20 protein-coding genes are annotated in these 14,988 nt (G+C 69.9%); 13 read left to right on the top strand and 7 right to left on the bottom strand.

Annotation, left to right across the window (positions count from 1 at the left end; all coding sequences use genetic code 11):
* Positions 1 to 10: 10 nt before the first annotated feature.
* The 6 genes from B146_RS0106135 to B146_RS0106110 all read right to left on the bottom strand — a co-directional run bounded on the left by B146_RS0106135 (position 11) and on the right by B146_RS0106110 (position 5,670).
* Positions 11 to 1,468: a TolC family protein gene (locus B146_RS0106135; protein WP_019995543.1), complete on the bottom strand. Its 1,458-nt coding sequence runs from the start codon at positions 1,466 to 1,468 to the stop codon at positions 11 to 13.
* Positions 1,465 to 1,707, bottom strand: a complete 243-nt coding sequence (locus tag B146_RS0106130; RefSeq protein WP_019995542.1) for a hypothetical protein — start codon at positions 1,705 to 1,707, stop codon at positions 1,465 to 1,467. The genes B146_RS0106135 and B146_RS0106130 overlap by 4 nt, the downstream gene beginning before the upstream one ends.
* 186 nt (positions 1,708 to 1,893) lie before the next feature.
* The gene (locus tag B146_RS0106125; RefSeq protein ID WP_019995541.1) at positions 1,894 to 2,295 is read right to left on the bottom strand and encodes a hypothetical protein; all 402 of its coding nucleotides are present in this window, start codon (positions 2,293 to 2,295) and stop codon (positions 1,894 to 1,896) included.
* 121 nt (positions 2,296 to 2,416) lie between these two features.
* Positions 2,417 to 2,617 carry a heavy-metal-associated domain-containing protein gene (locus B146_RS0106120; protein ID WP_019995540.1) on the bottom strand — a complete coding sequence of 67 codons (201 nt, stop codon included), beginning with the start codon at positions 2,615 to 2,617 and terminating at the stop codon, positions 2,417 to 2,419.
* 59 nt (positions 2,618 to 2,676) lie between these two features.
* Positions 2,677 to 3,138 carry a Cu(I)-responsive transcriptional regulator gene (gene cueR / locus B146_RS0106115; RefSeq protein WP_019995539.1) on the bottom strand — a complete coding sequence of 154 codons (462 nt, stop codon included), beginning with the start codon at positions 3,136 to 3,138 and terminating at the stop codon, positions 2,677 to 2,679.
* 3 nt (positions 3,139 to 3,141) lie between these two features.
* Positions 3,142 to 5,670: a heavy metal translocating P-type ATPase gene (locus B146_RS0106110; protein ID WP_019995538.1), complete on the bottom strand. Its 2,529-nt coding sequence runs from the start codon at positions 5,668 to 5,670 to the stop codon at positions 3,142 to 3,144.
* Positions 5,671 to 5,901: 231 nt separating this feature from the next.
* Between B146_RS0106110 and B146_RS0106105 the strand changes: the two genes are divergently transcribed.
* From B146_RS0106105 to B146_RS0106080, 6 genes are all read left to right on the top strand, one after another.
* Entirely contained in the window at positions 5,902 to 6,357 is a 456-nt protein-coding gene (locus B146_RS0106105; protein WP_019995537.1) for a DUF411 domain-containing protein, read from the top strand.
* A 130-nt stretch (positions 6,358 to 6,487) separates the two neighbouring features.
* On the top strand, positions 6,488 to 6,832 hold the full coding sequence (locus tag B146_RS0106100) for a hypothetical protein (protein ID WP_019995536.1): 345 nt from the start codon (positions 6,488 to 6,490) through the stop codon (positions 6,830 to 6,832).
* Positions 6,833 to 6,987: 155 nt separating this feature from the next.
* Positions 6,988 to 7,320, top strand: a complete 333-nt coding sequence (locus B146_RS0106095; protein ID WP_019995535.1) for a four-helix bundle copper-binding protein — start codon at positions 6,988 to 6,990, stop codon at positions 7,318 to 7,320.
* A gap of 91 nt (positions 7,321 to 7,411) precedes the next feature.
* Complete coding sequence (locus B146_RS0106090) at positions 7,412 to 7,864, top strand: DUF305 domain-containing protein (RefSeq protein ID WP_019995534.1); 453 nt, start codon at positions 7,412 to 7,414, stop codon at positions 7,862 to 7,864.
* Positions 7,865 to 7,936: 72 nt separating this feature from the next.
* Entirely contained in the window at positions 7,937 to 8,449 is a 513-nt protein-coding gene (locus B146_RS0106085; protein ID WP_019995533.1) for a DUF305 domain-containing protein, read from the top strand.
* A 19-nt stretch (positions 8,450 to 8,468) separates the two neighbouring features.
* A complete protein-coding gene (locus B146_RS0106080) occupies positions 8,469 to 9,257 on the top strand; it encodes a glutaredoxin family protein (protein ID WP_019995532.1) in 789 nt (262 codons plus the stop codon).
* Between the two features lie 24 nt (positions 9,258 to 9,281).
* Here the strand turns inward: B146_RS0106080 and B146_RS0106075 are convergent, their stop codons facing one another.
* Positions 9,282 to 9,692: a hypothetical protein gene (locus tag B146_RS0106075; RefSeq protein ID WP_155897389.1), complete on the bottom strand. Its 411-nt coding sequence runs from the start codon at positions 9,690 to 9,692 to the stop codon at positions 9,282 to 9,284.
* A gap of 320 nt (positions 9,693 to 10,012) precedes the next feature.
* Between B146_RS0106075 and B146_RS0106070 the strand changes: the two genes are divergently transcribed.
* From B146_RS0106070 to B146_RS0106040, 7 genes are read left to right on the top strand one after another with little or no spacing between them, the layout of a single operon-like run.
* Complete coding sequence (locus B146_RS0106070) at positions 10,013 to 10,363, top strand: ArsR/SmtB family transcription factor (protein ID WP_019995530.1); 351 nt, start codon at positions 10,013 to 10,015, stop codon at positions 10,361 to 10,363.
* The gene (locus B146_RS0106065; protein ID WP_019995529.1) at positions 10,360 to 10,887 is read left to right on the top strand and encodes an arsenate reductase ArsC; all 528 of its coding nucleotides are present in this window, start codon (positions 10,360 to 10,362) and stop codon (positions 10,885 to 10,887) included. The genes B146_RS0106070 and B146_RS0106065 overlap by 4 nt, the downstream gene beginning before the upstream one ends.
* An 8-nt stretch (positions 10,888 to 10,895) precedes the next feature.
* The gene (arsC, locus tag B146_RS0106060; RefSeq protein ID WP_019995528.1) at positions 10,896 to 11,303 is read left to right on the top strand and encodes an arsenate reductase (glutaredoxin); all 408 of its coding nucleotides are present in this window, start codon (positions 10,896 to 10,898) and stop codon (positions 11,301 to 11,303) included.
* Positions 11,300 to 11,743 carry a GNAT family N-acetyltransferase gene (locus tag B146_RS0106055; RefSeq protein ID WP_019995527.1) on the top strand — a complete coding sequence of 148 codons (444 nt, stop codon included), beginning with the start codon at positions 11,300 to 11,302 and terminating at the stop codon, positions 11,741 to 11,743. The genes arsC and B146_RS0106055 overlap by 4 nt, the downstream gene beginning before the upstream one ends.
* The gene (arsH, locus tag B146_RS0106050) at positions 11,740 to 12,465 is read left to right on the top strand and encodes an arsenical resistance protein ArsH (protein ID WP_019995526.1); all 726 of its coding nucleotides are present in this window, start codon (positions 11,740 to 11,742) and stop codon (positions 12,463 to 12,465) included. Before B146_RS0106055 ends, arsH begins: the two co-directional genes overlap by 4 nt.
* A 22-nt stretch (positions 12,466 to 12,487) precedes the next feature.
* Complete coding sequence (locus tag B146_RS0106045; RefSeq protein ID WP_019995525.1) at positions 12,488 to 13,798, top strand: arsenic transporter; 1,311 nt, start codon at positions 12,488 to 12,490, stop codon at positions 13,796 to 13,798.
* Positions 13,795 to 14,976: an MFS transporter gene (locus B146_RS0106040; protein ID WP_019995524.1), complete on the top strand. Its 1,182-nt coding sequence runs from the start codon at positions 13,795 to 13,797 to the stop codon at positions 14,974 to 14,976. The genes B146_RS0106045 and B146_RS0106040 overlap by 4 nt, the downstream gene beginning before the upstream one ends.
* Positions 14,977 to 14,988: the final 12 nt, after the last annotated feature.

Raw genomic sequence — 14,988 nt, 5'->3', positions numbered from 1 at the left:
GTCTCTCCGATCAGTCGTCGTCGCCGGCCGCGGCCGTCTCGACCTCGGCGGCCTCGCCGCCATCCGTTTCGCCGCCGCCGTGGACGGCGCTGGTCAGTCCCTCGTCCGCGAGCCAGAAGTTCTTCCTGGCCTCGAGGGCGGCGATGTTCGCCTCGATCCGCTCGCGGGTGTCGGTGATGAGCTCGAAGGTGGAGGTGATCATCCCGTTGTAGGTGAGCACCGCCTCCTTCTCGAGCGTGGTGCGCAGGGGCAGCACGCTGTTCTGGTAGTGCCGGGCGATGTCGAAGCCCGAGCGGTAGGCCTGGTAGGCCGAACGGGCTTCCGACCGAACGTTGACGCCGCGCTCGGCGAGAAGGTTTGCGGCCCGCAGGTACTCGAACTCGGCCTTCCTCAGGCGCGCCTGCCCGCTGTCGAAGATCGGGATCGTGATGCCCGCCTCGACGGCGGGAGCGAAGGTCGTCTTGCGCTCCTTGTGGCCGTCCTCGGACTCCTCGACCTCCTCCTCGGCCTCGATGCCGGCGCCGAGCTCTAGGTCGGACACGAACCGTGTCGCCTGCGTCAGCCCGTAGGACTTCGCGAGAGCCTCGAGGCGCAGCTTCGCCAACTGGATGTCGACGCGGTTGCGCAGCGCCTCGACCTCGATCCCCTCGCGCTTGGCGGCCGCCCTCGGCAGCCGCGGCAGTGCGTTCGGCACCTCGAAGTCGATGTCCCTGCCGTAGAGGCCCATGACGCGGACGAGGCGCTCCTTTGCGAGCCGCGCCTCGAGCCGGGCCGTCGCGGTGCGTCCGGCGAGCTCCGCGTAGAACACCTGCTCGCGTGCTTGGTCGGCCTTGGTCATCGCGCCCGTGCCGCCGAGGCCGGCAGCGAGCTCGGCGGCCGCGTCGGCCGCGACCTTGGCCCGGTTCAGGAGCGCGACGTTCTCCCAAGCGGCGACCGCCTCGATCCAAGCCCTGCGGGTCTGCGAGGCGACCTCGAGCGTGCGCAGGACGGCCTCGAGCTGGACGGCGTGGACCTGGCTCGTCGCGACGTCGAGGCGCCTTTCGCGCGTGATGAGCGCCATGATGTTGGAGACGACGAGGCCCTCGACGGTCCTCGTGAAGTCGACGGTCCCGTAGCTGAGGCCCAACCGGATGTTCGCCGGCGGCAGCGTCTCCTGCCAGAGGTCGGCGACCGCCACGCCGATGTCGGCGTAGGAGGCTTGGAGGCCCTTGTTGTTCAGCAGCGCGACCTGCACGGCCGCGTCCGCCCCGACGGTCTTGGTGGCCAGCAGCGCGCGCACCTTGGCGTCGACGGCGGCGGCCTGCTGACGGTCCTGGACCCAGGCCGTTTCCTTGCCGATCGCCTGGCCCGAGCGCAGGGCGACCGTCTCGAACCCGTCCTGCCGCAGGAACGCGTCGCCCGAAGCCAGGCACCCGCCGAGGAACAGGGGAGCGAGGATGACGGAGGCCTTGAAGACGATCGGGCTCACTGGGAAGCCTCCGGTCCCACCGGGGCCATCTCGACGCCCGTCCCGCGCCAGTTGCCCGGCGCCCTCGGCATGCGGTGGGTGTAGGAGCCGACGACGGAGCCGTAGCGGACCGGGGCGGCGCCGACGGAAGCGTCGGCCTCAGGGGTGGACGTACCGAGATCGGACAGGCCGAGGGGGCCCGTGGCGGTGCAGCCTGCCGTCAGCAGGGCTGCCGCGCACAAGAATGCGAAGCGGAACATGGAGGTGACCTATCGTCGGCATGACCGTCCGGCCGTGGCCTGTCGCCACGGGATGCGGGGTCATGCGCGAGCCGAAACATGCGTCCGTGGTGCCGCGAGGGCGGGGGACGCAGCACGACGCCTCCGGGCACCATTCGGGCGAATGGACGCGCGGAAGCCGGGCACCGCCATGCGGCGCCCGTCAGGTCAGGTTCTGGGAGGTCTGTCGGCCGTGTCGACGTGGCGGCCCGCGAAGGCCGCATGGAAGGAGGGGGCGGTCGCCGAGCGGACGACGGCCGCGTGACCGACATCGGCACCCGCCGGAACGAACACGGACGGGCAGTGGCTGGCGCACTTCAAATCGGACGGTCCGGTGTGGTCGCCAGCCTTGGACGGGTCGTCCTTGCGGTCGCCGTGCGAGTGGCCGGCCGCCGCGTGTTCCACGGTTGCCGACGCATCGGCGGCGACGCCCTGCGACGCCCGGGTGTCGTGCGCCGGGATGGAGGGCATGCTCGCATGGGCCATCTGCGACAGGACGACCGACAGGCAGAGAAAGACCGCAGCGAGCAGCCTCCTCGTAATTCCCGTCGTGTCGATCCCGTTCAGCATGCTCGATCCATATCGTGGTTTCGGGGTGGCGTCCACTCGGGGCGAACGCGGTCTCCAGCCTCGCTTCAGCGCCCGGGATCCCGTGAGGACCCCGCGACTTGGAGAAACGAATCCTCTGCCGTCAGGCGGCCAGTTCGCTGGCGTATCCGGCTTCGCCGATGGCCGACCTGATCGCGTCCGGCGCGACCGTCGTCTCCACCGTCACGAGCTTCGAGCCGAGGTCGACGCGCACGTCGGCGGAGGGATCGACGGCCTTGACCGCCTTCGTGACGGATGCGGCGCAATGCCCGCAACTCATGTCCTGGACGTTCAGCTTGAGCATGGTGGTCTCCTTTCGAGCAGAGATGGGGCTTTCCATCGTTGGAAGGTCAAGGGTTCGGTTCACCGGATGCCCCCGACCTTTGTCAGTGCCCTCGTGGGGCGGCGGCGAGGCGGGGGAACGGGTTCCGCAGCCGCCCCGTCCGCGAGGCTGCCGATGATCGGGCAGTCGGGCCGGCCGTCCCCGTGGCAGTTGCGGGCGAGGTGGCGGAGCGTGCCCGCCATCTCCTCCAGCTCGCGCATGCGGGCCTCGAGCATCTCGACCTGCTCCAGGGCGATGCGCTTCACGTCGGCGCTCGCCCGCCCGCGGTCGCGCCACAGGGCCAGCAGGTGCCCGATCCTCTCCATCGAGAAATTCAGGTCCCGCGCCCGGCGGATGAAGCGCAGCGTCGACACGTCGGCTGCGGAGTACACGCGGTAACCGGACTCGGCGCGCTCGGCCGCCGGGATGAGCCCGGCCGCCTCGTAGTGGCGGATCATCTTGGCGCTGACGCCCGAGGCCTTGGCGGCTTCACCGATGTTCATGGGTCACCTCGCGGGTTGAGGGGTCGACAAGCGGCCCTGCACCACGGCCCCGGGGGAGAGCCGCCGCAGACGCAGCGCATTGCCGAGCACGAAGACGCTGGACAGCGCCATGGCGCCCGCCGCCAGCGCCGGCGACAGGAGCGTGCCGTTCAGCGGGTAGAGCAAGCCGGCCGCGACGGGGACGAGGACGACGTTGTAGGCGAAGGCCCAGAACAGGTTCTGGCGGATGTTCCGGATCGTCGCCCTCGACACGGCGACGGCCGTGACGACGGCGTTGAGGTCGCCGGACATCAGGACCACGTCAGCGCTCTCGATCGCGACGTCGGTTCCCGTGCCGACGGCGAGGCCGACGTCGGCCGCGGCCAGCGCCGGGGCATCGTTGATGCCGTCGCCGACGAAGGCGACCTTGCCCGACAGGCCGAGGCTCCGGACGGCAGCGACCTTGCCCTCCGGCAGGACCTCGGCGAACACCTCGTCGATGCCGAGGCTGGCGGCGACGGCCTTTGCGGTCCGCTCGTTGTCGCCCGTGACCATCGCGACGCGCAGACCAAGCCCGTGGAGCGCCGCGATCGCGGCTGCGCTCGTCGCCTTCACGGGATCCGAGACAACGACCAGCGCCGCGAGGCGTCCGTCGACGGCGGCGTAGAGGGGCGACTTGCCCTCGACGGCCAACCGCTCCGCGTCCCCGGCGAAGGTGGACGGGTCGAGGCCGAGCCGCGTCATGAGTCGGTCCGCCCCGATCGCGACGGAACGCCCGCCGACGATGGCCTCCACGCCGAACCCGGGGAACGCCTCGAAGCGGTCGACGGCTGCGGCGGGCAGCCCCTCGGCCTTGGCGGCGGCGACGATGGCGGCGGCGATCGGGTGCTCCGACTTCGCCTCGACGGAGGAGACGAGCCCCAGCACGTCATGACGGTCGAAACCGTCCGCGAGGACGAGGTCCGTCAGTTCGGGTCGGCCTTCCGTCAGCGTCCCCGTCTTGTCGAGGGCCACCACGTCGACGTCGCGCAGGGACTGCAAGGCCTCGCCGCGACGGAAGAGGACGCCGAGCTCGGCCGCGCGTCCCGTGCCGACCATGACCGAGGTCGGGGTCGCGAGGCCCATGGCGCAGGGGCAGGCGATGATGAGGACGGCGACGGCGTTGACGAGGGCGAAGCCGAGCGCCGGGCCGGGTCCGAATACCATCCAGACGACGAAGGTCAGCGCGGCCGCGGCCATCACCGCGGGAACGAACCAGCGCGTCACGCGGTCGACGAGCGCCTGGATCGGCAGCTTGCCGCCCTGCGCTTCCTCGACCATGCGGATGATCTGCGCCAGCACCGTGTCCGCGCCGACGCGGTCGGCGCGGTAGGTGAAGCTGCCGGTCTCGTTGATCGTGCCCCCGACCACGGTCGCGCCGCGTTCCTTGGCGACGGGAACGGGCTCGCCCGTGATCATGGACTCGTCGACGAAGGACGAGCCCGACAGGACCGTTCCGTCCACCGGGATCCGTTCCCCGGGGCGCACCTCGACGGTATCGCCGACAGCGACCTCGTCGAGCGGCACCTCGGCGAAGCCCCCGCCGCGTGCGACCCGCGCCGTCTTGGTGCGCAGCCCGACAAGGCGCTTGATGGCCTCGCCCGTCCGGCCCTTGGCCCGCGCCTCGAGGAGGCGTCCGAGGAGAATCAGCGTGACGATGACGGCGGCCGCCTCGAAGTAGACGTTCGCCGTGCCGGCGGGCAGCCAGGCCGGCAGGAAGGTGGCGACCACGGAGTATCCCCAGGCCGCGAGCGTGCCCACGGCCACGAGCGAGTTCATGTCGGGCGCAAACCGGGCCAGTGCCGGAAGCCCCTTGCGCAGGAAGCGCAGGCCGGGGCCGAACAGCACGAGCGAGGCGAGGACGAACTGGAGGACGCGGCTTTCCCGCATCCCGATCCCGTTCATGACGAGGTCGTGGAAGGCGGGAACGAGGTGCGAGCCCATCTCGAGGACGAAGAGCGGGGCGGTGAGGACGGCCGCGACCAGGAGGTCGCGCCGCAGCCGCGCGTACTCCGCCTCCTTCGTAGCCCGGCGAAGATCCTCGGTGTCCGCGGCGCCGCGCATCGCAAGGGCGCGCGGCTCGTACCCGGCGTCGCGCACGGCGGCCTCGATCGAGCGCATGTCCACGGAAGGAAGCGCACGCACCGTGGCGCGCTCCGTCGCGAGGTTCACGGCGACCGAGGAGACGCCGGGAACGGCGGCGATCGCCCGCTCGACGCGACCGACGCAGGACGCGCAGGTCATGCCCTCGATGCCGAGCTCACGCGTCTCCTGGCGGACCTCGTAGCCAGCCTCCTCGACGGCATGCAGGACGGCGGCGCCGTCGACGGGACCCGCGAAGGTCACGTCGGCACGCTCGGCGACGAGGTTCACGGATGCGGAGGAGACCCCCGGCACCGCCGCGATGGCGCGCTCGACGCGGCCAACACACGACGCGCAGCTCATGCCCTCGATGTCGAGGCGGAGGACTTTTGCGGCGCCCTCGACCCTCTCCGACGGAAGGATCTGGTTCATCGGCTTCGTTCCCGAAATCAGTGACTTGCCGGAAGATGGGGCTTCCCATCATGGGAAGGTCAAGGGGCGCGAGATGAAGCTTCGCATGCGCCCGGCCCGTGGCATGCGGCTCGGTTCGCGCCCCGGCGAACGGACAAGTGAACGGGGCGTCTGCCGACCCTGCCCCCAGCGGGCTTGCGAAGCGGACCCGACTGCGGGCAGGGTCGGCCGGACATCTCACGGAGTTCCGACATGCTGCCGACGAAGCCGCTCCTCGCCGCCATCGCCTTTCTCACGCTGGCCGCCCCCGCGGTCGCCGAACACGCCCCGAACCACATGCACGTCTACAAGTCGCCCGACTGCGGCTGCTGCGGGGCGTGGGTCGAGATCGCCCGCAAGCACGGGTTCCAGGTGACGGTCGAGGACCGCGACGACATGGCGGGGCTGAAGCGCCTTCTCGGCGTCTCCGAACCCGTCGAGTCCTGCCACACGGCGAAGGTCGGCGGTTACGTCGTGGAGGGCCACGTGCCGATGGAGGCCGTCGACAGGCTCCTTTCGGAGAAGCCCAGGGTTGCGGGGATCGCGGCACCGGGCATGCCCATGGGATCGCCCGGCATGGGAGACGACCCGAAGGCCGAGTTCGACGTCCTTTCGTTCGGAGACGCGTCGGCGAGCCCGAAGGTCTTCTACCGGGCCGGGAGGGAGTGAAAGCCACGGCAACCCTGCCAGGAGGCAGGGGTATCGCAAGGGGACCCATAGACTTTCCGTCTACGGACCTGGTGGATGGAACTCCGTAGCCAGCCGTCGGTTCTTGACGGATCGGCAACCGGAAATCCCCATGCTCGCCGCATGCCTGCGTAGTCTCGTCGTCATCCTGTCCCTGGTCGCGGTCGCCGCGTTTGCCGGGCATGGGACGGCGATGGCCGGCATGAGCGTCCACGACCACCCGGTTGCCCATTCCCCCTCGACCCAGTCGGCGCACGCCCACGGCGAGGCGCACAAGACGGACGGCGGCATGTCTACTATGTCCTGCTGCGGGAAGTCCTGCACCAGCATCCTGCCGTTCCCAGCACCGTCGGGCGTATCGCGCGACGCCCATCCTGCGAAGCCCGACTCGGTCCTCCACTTGGAGGAGGAAGGCATCCTTCCGCCCGGCCTGAAGCGTCCGCCCAAGTTGGCCTGACGCTACCCGCCGGCCTGAGGCCGGCGGCACGGTCGGGGCCGAAGCCGCCTGCATCGGCGCGCCCGCCTGCCACTACCCATCCGAACACAACCTGCGACGGACGAGGGCCAACGACCCGTCGTCGCGTCATGCCTGTCCCACAAGGAGAAGGCGACATGAACCACATGTCCCCCGAGATGCAGTCCTGCATCGACGAATGCCTGCGCTGCTACCAGACCTGCCTGTCCATGGCCATGAACCACTGCCTCGAGATGGGCGGCGAGCACGTAGAAAAGCGGCACTTCACGCTCATGTCGGCATGTGCCGAGATCTGCCGTACCTCCGCGCACCTCATGCTCGTCGGGTCGGAGCACCACAAGCTGACCTGCCGCGCCTGCGCAGAGATCTGCGAGGCCTGCGCTGCCGACTGCGAGCGCGTCGGCGGCATGCAGGAGTGCGTCGAGGCTTGCCGCAAGTGCGCCGAAAGCTGCCGCAAGATGGCGGCCTGACGCCGTCGGACGCGCATTCCGCGGCTTCCCGCCGCGTCACCACCAAAATCAACGAACGGTCCCGAGGGACCTATCCACAAGGAATGAGACCATGCGCAAGATCACGATCCTGTCCGCCGCCCTCCTCGCCGCCGCCGTCTCCCACGCCTCGGCGCAGGACCAGCACGGCAAGGCGATGTCCTCCGAGCAGGTGACCCTCCCGGCTGCCTGCGAGGCCGCCGCCGGGTCCATGGACATGTCGTCCATGATGGGCGGCATGCAGAACGCGATGTCCGGCGGTCAGATGAACGACGTCCAGAAGGGCAACATGGACGCGATGATGAAGATGCACGGCCCCATGATGAAGGCCGCGATGATCAAGGACCCGGACCTCGCCTTCAACTGCGGGATGATCGCCCATCACCAGGGCGCCATCGCCATGTCCGAGGTCGAGCTCAAGCTCGGCAAGGACGAGAAGTCCAAGGAGATGGCGCAGATGATCATCGACGCGCAGCGGAAGGAGATCGAGGAGATGACGGCCCGCGTCGAGGCGCTCGCCAAGTAAGCGACGGACCCGTGCCCCGGGGGCGGTCGCCTCCGGGGCATCCCGACACCCCGACGAACGGGAGCAGGACCCATGGGCTACGGACGCTTCGCCGCGATGATCGCGACCTCGACGGTCGTGATGTTCGGCTTGATGTACCTGAACACCTACGCGCTCGACCACGTCTTCTACAGCCAGACGCGGACGTGGATGGCCGTGGTGATGGGCGCCGCCATGGCGCTGATCATGATCGGCTTCATGTGGGGGATGTACCCCAGGAAGGGCACCAACGCGGCCATCGTCGCGGCGGGCGTCGTCGTGTTCGCCGGGGCCCTGTGGCTCGTGCGCAGCCAGGAGACCGTACACGACGTCGCCTACATGAAGGCGATGATCCCCCACCACTCCATCGCGATCATGACCAGCGAGCGGGCGCACATCCGCGACCCGCGGGTCCGCGAACTCGCCGACGGCATCGTCGAGGCGCAGGTCCGCGAGATCGGGGAGATGAAGCGGCTCATCGCCGACCTCGAGGCCAACCCGCCCGCCGACGGCGCTCCGGACCTGCCGCCGCGCATGCCCGAGGCCGCCATCGCGGCCGGCAACTGACCGGGGAAAGGAAACGGACATGTCCACGACGATCGCAGGTGGGGGCACGGCCCCATCGAGCGCGGTGGAGGCCAAGCGAGCGACCATCTACCGAATGGTCATGCCCAAGCACATCTGCCCCTGGGGCCTGCGCGCCGTCGACCTCTTGAAGCGCGAGGGCTTCGAGGTCGACGACCGCTGGCTGACGACCCGCGAGGAGACCGACGCCTTCAAGGCCGAGCATGGGGTTTCGACGACGCCCCAGACGTTCGTCGACGGGAAGCGCGTCGGCGGGTACGACGACCTCCGGCGCTTCCTTGGCAAGACCGTCGCCGATCCCAAGGCGGTCACCTACAAGCCCGTCGTCGCCATCTTCGCCATGGCCGCCCTGATGGCGGCGGCGGTGACCTGGGCGCTTCTCGGAACCCTGCTGACGGTGCGAACCGTAGAGTGGTTCATCTCGATCGCGATGTGCCTCCTCGCCGTGCAGAAGCTGCGGGACGTGGAGGGCTTCGCCACGATGTTCCTCGGCTACGACCTCCTCGCTCAGCACTGGGTGCGCTACGCCTACCTCTACCCCTTCGGCGAGGCGCTGGCGGGCGTGCTCATGTTGGCGGGTGCCGCGATGTGGCTGTCCGTTCCCGTCGCGCTCTTTATCGGCACGGTCGGGGCCATCTCGGTGTTCAAGGCGGTCTATGTCGACAGGCGCGAGCTGAAGTGCGCGTGCGTCGGCGGGGACTCCAATGTGCCCCTAGGCTTCGTGTCCCTCACCGAGAACCTCATGATGGTGGGCATGGCGCTCTGGATGGCGGCCCGCATCTTCGCGTGACGGAACCGCCGGATCGTCGTCGGCTCAGCGCGTGCGCAGGACCGCCTCCGTGCCGGCGACGGTGCCGCCGCCGTTCGGGAACGCCTCGACGGAGGTGATCGTGCCGAGGCCCGGCACGACAGCCCCCACAACGACGCGGACGAGGTCGTTCGGGGTCGCCAGGAACGCCTCGCCGTCGAAGACGGAGACGATCGAGTAGGCGTCGGCCTTGAGCGCCTGCGGCTTGCTCGCCACGGGCATCGGGACGCGGATCTCGGCCTTCTCCTCCGCCACCGCGGGCGTGTCCCCGCCGTCGCTGCGCAGGGCGGCGTATGCCCCGCAGCAGGCGAGAAGCAGTGTCCCGCCGGCGATCGCCGCCAGACCGCCCTTCGAGACCATCCACGCGGGGAGCTTCCCCTTCCGGCGTTCCGGTTCAGCCACCACCTCCTCAGCCATGCGATCGCTCCGGTCCCTTCCGTTCAAGCCGCGGCAGGATGCGGGCGGAGGATTGGGTTCCGATGGAGGAAACCGTTCGCATTTGAACGGACGTGGTCGACCCGTTGCCCTCGCTCGTTTCGTCGCGGTCACGATCGTCCGGCTTCCCCATCCGCCTCGGCGTCGTTCCAGCGTTCCCTCCGAGGCGGAAGGCAGAGGCACCGATCGGAAGGATGATCGTGGCCATCCTGAAACGGGTACGGGCATCGTTTTGACAATGCGCTGTCCTTCCCACGCATCGGCCACTTGAATTCTACAACTATGTTTGCAATGTAGCAGGGATGAACGACGTCTCAGCCGTTGCCGCCCTGTCCGCCCTTGCCCACGCCGACCGCCTCGCGGCCTTCCGGATGCTCGTCCGGGCCGGCCCGAACGGCATGGCGTCGGGGGAGATCGCCGAGGCCCTGTCCATCCCGCCGACGCGCATGAGCTTTCACCTCGCGACGTTGGAGCGCGCCAAGCTCCTGCGCTCGTGGCGCGACGGGCGGCGCATCCTCTACGCCGCGAGCTACGACGACATGCGCCAGCTCCTCGCCTTCCTCACCGAGGACTGCTGCTCGGGGAACCCGGAGATCTGCGGGAACCTCGGCGACGCCTTCGCTTCCACCTGCGCCCCGGAGACCTGCCGATGAGTGCCCAGCCCTTCAACGTCCTGTTCCTCTGCCTGGGCAACTCCGCCCGCTCGATCCTGGCCGAGAGCATCCTGCGCAAGGACGGCGCGGGCCGCTTCAACGCCTTCTCGGCCGGAAGCCAGCCGAAAGGCGAGGTGAACCCGATGGCGCTGGAGGTGCTTCGGGAGTTCGGCTACCCGACCGACGGCATGCGCTCGAAACCATGGGACGAGTTCGCGACACCCGAGGCGCCCGTCATGGACTTCGTCTTCACCGTCTGCGACCAAGCCGCGGGCGAGGCGTGCCCAGTATGGCCGGGCCAGCCGATGACCGCCCACTGGGGCATCGAGGACCCGAGCCACGAGGACCGCGGCGACATGTGGAAGCGCGCCGCCTTCACGCAGGCCTTCCGCTACATGAAGAACCGCATCTCCGCCTTCACGGCGTTGCCCGTCGAGAGCCTGGAGCGCACCCGGCTCGCCACCAAGGTGCGCGAGATCGGCCAGCTCGAGGGCGCCTCGTTACGCACGCCCGACGTCGCCTGAGGACCATCATGACCGTCACTATCTACCACAACCCCACCTGCGGCACGTCCCGCAACACGCTGGAGATGATCCGCCAGTCCGGCGAGGAGCCGGAGGTCGTCGAATATCTGAAGAATCCGCCGAGCCGCGAGCGGCTGGTCGAACTGATCGACGCCATGGGCATCCGCCCGCGCGACCTCCTTCGCGAGAAGGGCACGCCCTACGCCGAACTCGGCCTCGGGGACCAGACGCTGTCCGACGACGCACTCCTCGACGCCATGATGGCGCACCCGATCCTCATCAACCGCCCGATCGTCGTGACGGACAAGGGCGCCGCGCTCTGCCGCCCGTCGGAGAAGGTTCTGCCACTCCTCGACAACCCCGTCGCCACCTTCACCAAGGAGGACGGGGAGACCGTCGGAGGCTCCCCAGCATGACCCTTCCGCTCGTCGCGACCGCGGTCGCCGATCCGGTCGGCCTCGTCGGTCTCCTGTCCGAGGCGGGGCTGCCGACGGAGGACGTGGCGGAGCCCGGCCGGGTGTTCCTACGCTATGCCACCGAGGGCGGCGAGTTCGTCGCGATCGGCGGCTTCGAGCCGCTCGGCGCCGCCGTCCTCCTGCGGTCCATCGTCGTCGTGCCCAGCTATCGTGGGTACGGCGTCGGCGGCGCTGTCACGGCAGACCTGATGCGCCGCGGCCGCGAGCAGGGTGCGGCCGACGCTTTCGCCTTCACGACAGGGGAGCCGACCTTCCTCGCGGCGCTCGGCTTCCGACGGGCCGAAAGGGCGGAGGCACCCGCTGCGGTGCTGGCGACCCGGCAGGCCATGGGCCTGTGTTCGGTCTCGGCCGTCTTGTGGCGGAAGGAGACTGTACGATGACGGACCCTGCCGCTCTCGACCTGCCCTCCGTCGACCTAGACCAGCTTCGCCCGATCAACGGGAACGCGCTCGCCGGCCCCGGCGCCCCGATGCATCCGCCGCGCATCCTCGTCCTCCACGGCTCGATCCGCGAGCGGTCCTATTCCCGCTTCCTGTCCGAGGAGGCCGGTCGCCTGCTCCGCTGGTTCGGCTGCGAGGTGCGCACCTTCGACCCCCGCGGCCTGCCGCTCCCAGACGGGGCGGAGCCCGACCACCCGAAGGTCACGGAGCTCCGCGACCTCGCCGACTGGTGCGAGGGCATGGTCTGGGTCAGCCCGGAGCGCCACGGGGCCATGACCGGGATCATGAAGGCGCAGATCGACTGGATACCCCTTGCCCTCGGCGCCAAGCGTCCGACGCAGGGCAAGACGCTGGCCGTCATGGAGGTGTCGGGCGGCTCGCAGTCCTTCAACGCCGTGAACCAGATGCGCATCCTCGGCCGCTGGATGCGCATGGTCACGATCCCCAACCAGTCATCGGTCCCGAAGGCGTTCCTCGAGTTCGACGAGGCCGGGCGCATGAAGCCGTCGGCCCTCTACAGCCGAGTCGTCGACGTCTGCGAGGAACTGGTGAAGTTCACTTGGCTGGTTCGCGGGCGGTCAGACTATCTGACGGACCGCTACTCCGAGCGCGTCGAGAGCGCCGAGAAGCTGTCCGAGCGCGTGAACCAGCGCACCCTCTGATCCTCACGCCCGCGGACCCTCCATGCTCGCCCTCGCGATCTTCGTCGCCACCCTCGTCCTCGTCATCTGGCAGCCCCGGGGCCTCGGCATCGGATGGTCGGCGCTTGCCGGCGCCGCGGTTGCATTGGCGACCGGCGTCGTCGGCTGGGGCGACGTCGGGACGGTCTGGGAGATCGTCTGGGACGCGACGTTCACCTTCGTCGCGCTGATCGTTATCTCGCTCGTTCTCGACGAGGCCGGGTTCTTCGCCTGGGCCGCGCTCCACGTCGCCCGCTGGGGCGGAGGCAACGGGCGGCGGCTGTTCCCGCTCGTCGTTCTGCTGGGTGCGGCGATCGCCGCCGTCTTTGCGAACGACGGGGCGGCGCTGCTTCTCACCCCGATCGTGCTCGCCATCCTCCTGCGCCTCGACTTCCCGCCCGCCGGGGCGCTCGCCTTCGTCGTTGCCTGCGGCTTCGTCGCCGACACGACCAGCCTGCCGCTCGTGGTGTCGAACCTCGTGAACATCGTCACCGCGAACTTCTTCGACGTGTCCTTCGGACGCTACGCCGCGGTCATGGTGCCGGTGAACCTTGTCTCGCTGGCGGCGACGCTCCTCGTCCTGTGGGCGTACTTCCGAAGGGGCATCCCGGCGACCTACGACGTCGGCCGGCTTGAAGCCCCCGGCAGCGCGGTCCGCGACCCGGCCGTGTTCCGCGCCGCGTTTCCTCTCCTCGGGATCCTGCTCGTCGCCTACTTCGTGACCGGGCCGCTCGGCGTGCCGATCGCCCTCGTCACCGGTGCCGCTGCCCTCGTCCTCATGGCAGTCGCGGGGCGCTGGTTCACCAGTGGACGCGGTGCGGTGGTCGACCTGCCGAAGGTCCTGCGCGGCGCGCCATGGCAGATCGTCCTGTTCTCGATCGGCATGTACCTCGTCGTCTACGGACTCGGGAACGCCGGGCTGACCGACATCGCGGCAGGCGTCCTGCGGTGGCTTGCCAACAAGGGGACGTTCGTCGCCACCGTCGGCACGGGCTTCGTAGTGGCGGCGCTCGCCTCCATCATGAACAACATGCCCGCGACCCTCGTCGGGGCGCTCGCCATCGACCGGGCCGGCGTGGCTCCCCTGACCCACGAGCTCATGGTCTACGCCAATGTCGTCGGCAACGACCTCGGGCCGAAGTTCACGCCGATCGGCTCGCTCGCGACCCTCTTGTGGCTCCACGTCCTCGCGGGCAGGGGACAGCGGATCACCTGGGGCCAGTACATGCGGGTCGGCCTCGTCCTCACCCCGCCCGTGCTGCTGGCGACGCTCGTCGCCCTCTGGGTGTGGCTGCCGATCGTCTCGCCTCAATGAGGCCGCGCTGGCAGGTGATCTCGGCGCTCGGGGTCTTCGAGATCCTGGCTTGGGGCTCCTCGGTCTACCTCCCGGCCGTGCTCGCGCTCCCGACCTCGCGTGACACGGGCTGGCCCCTTCCATGGGTCGTCGGCGGGGTCAGCGTCGGCCTTCTTGTCTCGGCCGCGGCCTCGCCCCGGGTCGGCGCGACCATCGCGGCGCGCGGCGGCCGGCCCGTGCTGGCGCTGGGCGCCGTGCTGCTGGCGCTCGGCCTTGCCGTCCTCGCCCTGTCGCCAAACCTGCCGACCTTCCTCGCCGGATGGGTCATCATCGGCCTCGGAATGGGCATGGGGCTCTACGACCCGGCCTTCGCGACGCTCGGGCGGCTTTACGGGTCGGATGCGCGCTCCGCCATCACGACGCTGACCCTTTGGGGCGGCTTCGCCAGCACGGTCTGCTGGCCGCTGTCGGCGTTCATGGCCGAGCACGTCGGCTGGCGCGGCGCCTGCCTCGCCTACGCCGCGCTCCATGTCTGCGTCTCGCTTCCGTTGGCGCTGTTCTTCATACCTGCCGTTACGGGATCGGCCACTGTGTCGACGCGGCGTGACGAACACCTCGCCCCGTCTGTCGGGGAACGCCGGGACTTCCTGCTGCTCGTCGGGGTCATCGTCCTGTGCAGCACGATCTTCGGGCTGGTCTCCGTCCACCTGCTCACGCTCCTTCAGGCCCGCGGCGAGACGCTCGCCGCGGCCGTGGCGTTCGGCGCGATGGTCGGCCCCTCGCAGGTGGGCGCCCGCGTCCTCGAGATGGCGGGCCGCGGGCGGCACCACCCGCTGTGGACGATGCGGGCCGCCGTCGCGCTCACCGCCGTCGGCGTATGCGCGCTCGCCTTCGACGTCCTGCCGATCGCCGCCGCCATGGTGTTCTACGGGGCGGGCAACGGCATCCTGTCCATCGCCCGCGGGACGGTGCCGCTGGCCCTGTTCGGGCCGGGCGGCTACGCGAGCGTCATGGGTCGGCTGGCACGCCCGGCGCAGGTCGCGCAGGCACTGGCGCCGACCGCCGGGGCGGTGCTCCTCGCCCGCGTGGGATCCCATGCGACGCTGGTGACCTTGGCTGCGCTGTCGATGGCCGCCGCGGGCGTCGTGCTGCTTCTACAAGAGCGCGGGGGCGACCCCGACGGCCGGAGGCCCATCTAGGCTCACACCGAA

The sequence above is a fragment of the Aureimonas ureilytica DSM 18598 = NBRC 106430 genome (assembly GCF_000382705.1).
Taxonomy (GTDB): domain Bacteria; phylum Pseudomonadota; class Alphaproteobacteria; order Rhizobiales; family Rhizobiaceae; genus Aureimonas; species Aureimonas ureilytica.
The sequence above is the reverse complement of the archived record's forward strand: the minus strand, read 5'-3'. Positions and strand labels throughout refer to the sequence as shown.

Coding starts and splice junctions, on each gene's coding strand:
- B146_RS0106125 (WP_019995541.1), bottom strand. CDS start 2,295: ATGCTGAACGGGATCGACACGACGGGAATTACGAGGAGGCTGCTCGCT.
- B146_RS0106095 (WP_019995535.1), top strand. CDS start 6,988: ATGAACCACATGTCCCCCGAGATGCAGTCCTGCATCGACGAATGCCTG.
- B146_RS0106070 (WP_019995530.1), top strand. CDS start 10,013: ATGAACGACGTCTCAGCCGTTGCCGCCCTGTCCGCCCTTGCCCACGCC.
- B146_RS0106055 (WP_019995527.1), top strand. CDS start 11,300: ATGACCCTTCCGCTCGTCGCGACCGCGGTCGCCGATCCGGTCGGCCTC.
- cueR (WP_019995539.1), bottom strand. CDS start 3,138: ATGAACATCGGTGAAGCCGCCAAGGCCTCGGGCGTCAGCGCCAAGATG.
- B146_RS0106075 (WP_155897389.1), bottom strand. CDS start 9,692: ATGGCTGAGGAGGTGGTGGCTGAACCGGAACGCCGGAAGGGGAAGCTC.
- B146_RS0106105 (WP_019995537.1), top strand. CDS start 5,902: ATGCTGCCGACGAAGCCGCTCCTCGCCGCCATCGCCTTTCTCACGCTG.
- B146_RS0106100 (WP_019995536.1), top strand. CDS start 6,488: ATGCTCGCCGCATGCCTGCGTAGTCTCGTCGTCATCCTGTCCCTGGTC.
- B146_RS0106080 (WP_019995532.1), top strand. CDS start 8,469: ATGTCCACGACGATCGCAGGTGGGGGCACGGCCCCATCGAGCGCGGTG.
- B146_RS0106090 (WP_019995534.1), top strand. CDS start 7,412: ATGCGCAAGATCACGATCCTGTCCGCCGCCCTCCTCGCCGCCGCCGTC.
- B146_RS0106110 (WP_019995538.1), bottom strand. CDS start 5,670: ATGAACCAGATCCTTCCGTCGGAGAGGGTCGAGGGCGCCGCAAAAGTC.
- B146_RS0106085 (WP_019995533.1), top strand. CDS start 7,937: ATGGGCTACGGACGCTTCGCCGCGATGATCGCGACCTCGACGGTCGTG.
- B146_RS0106120 (WP_019995540.1), bottom strand. CDS start 2,617: ATGCTCAAGCTGAACGTCCAGGACATGAGTTGCGGGCATTGCGCCGCA.
- B146_RS0106045 (WP_019995525.1), top strand. CDS start 12,488: ATGCTCGCCCTCGCGATCTTCGTCGCCACCCTCGTCCTCGTCATCTGG.
- arsC (WP_019995528.1), top strand. CDS start 10,896: ATGACCGTCACTATCTACCACAACCCCACCTGCGGCACGTCCCGCAAC.
- arsH (WP_019995526.1), top strand. CDS start 11,740: ATGACGGACCCTGCCGCTCTCGACCTGCCCTCCGTCGACCTAGACCAG.
- B146_RS0106040 (WP_019995524.1), top strand. CDS start 13,795: ATGAGGCCGCGCTGGCAGGTGATCTCGGCGCTCGGGGTCTTCGAGATC.
- B146_RS0106130 (WP_019995542.1), bottom strand. CDS start 1,707: ATGTTCCGCTTCGCATTCTTGTGCGCGGCAGCCCTGCTGACGGCAGGC.
- B146_RS0106065 (WP_019995529.1), top strand. CDS start 10,360: ATGAGTGCCCAGCCCTTCAACGTCCTGTTCCTCTGCCTGGGCAACTCC.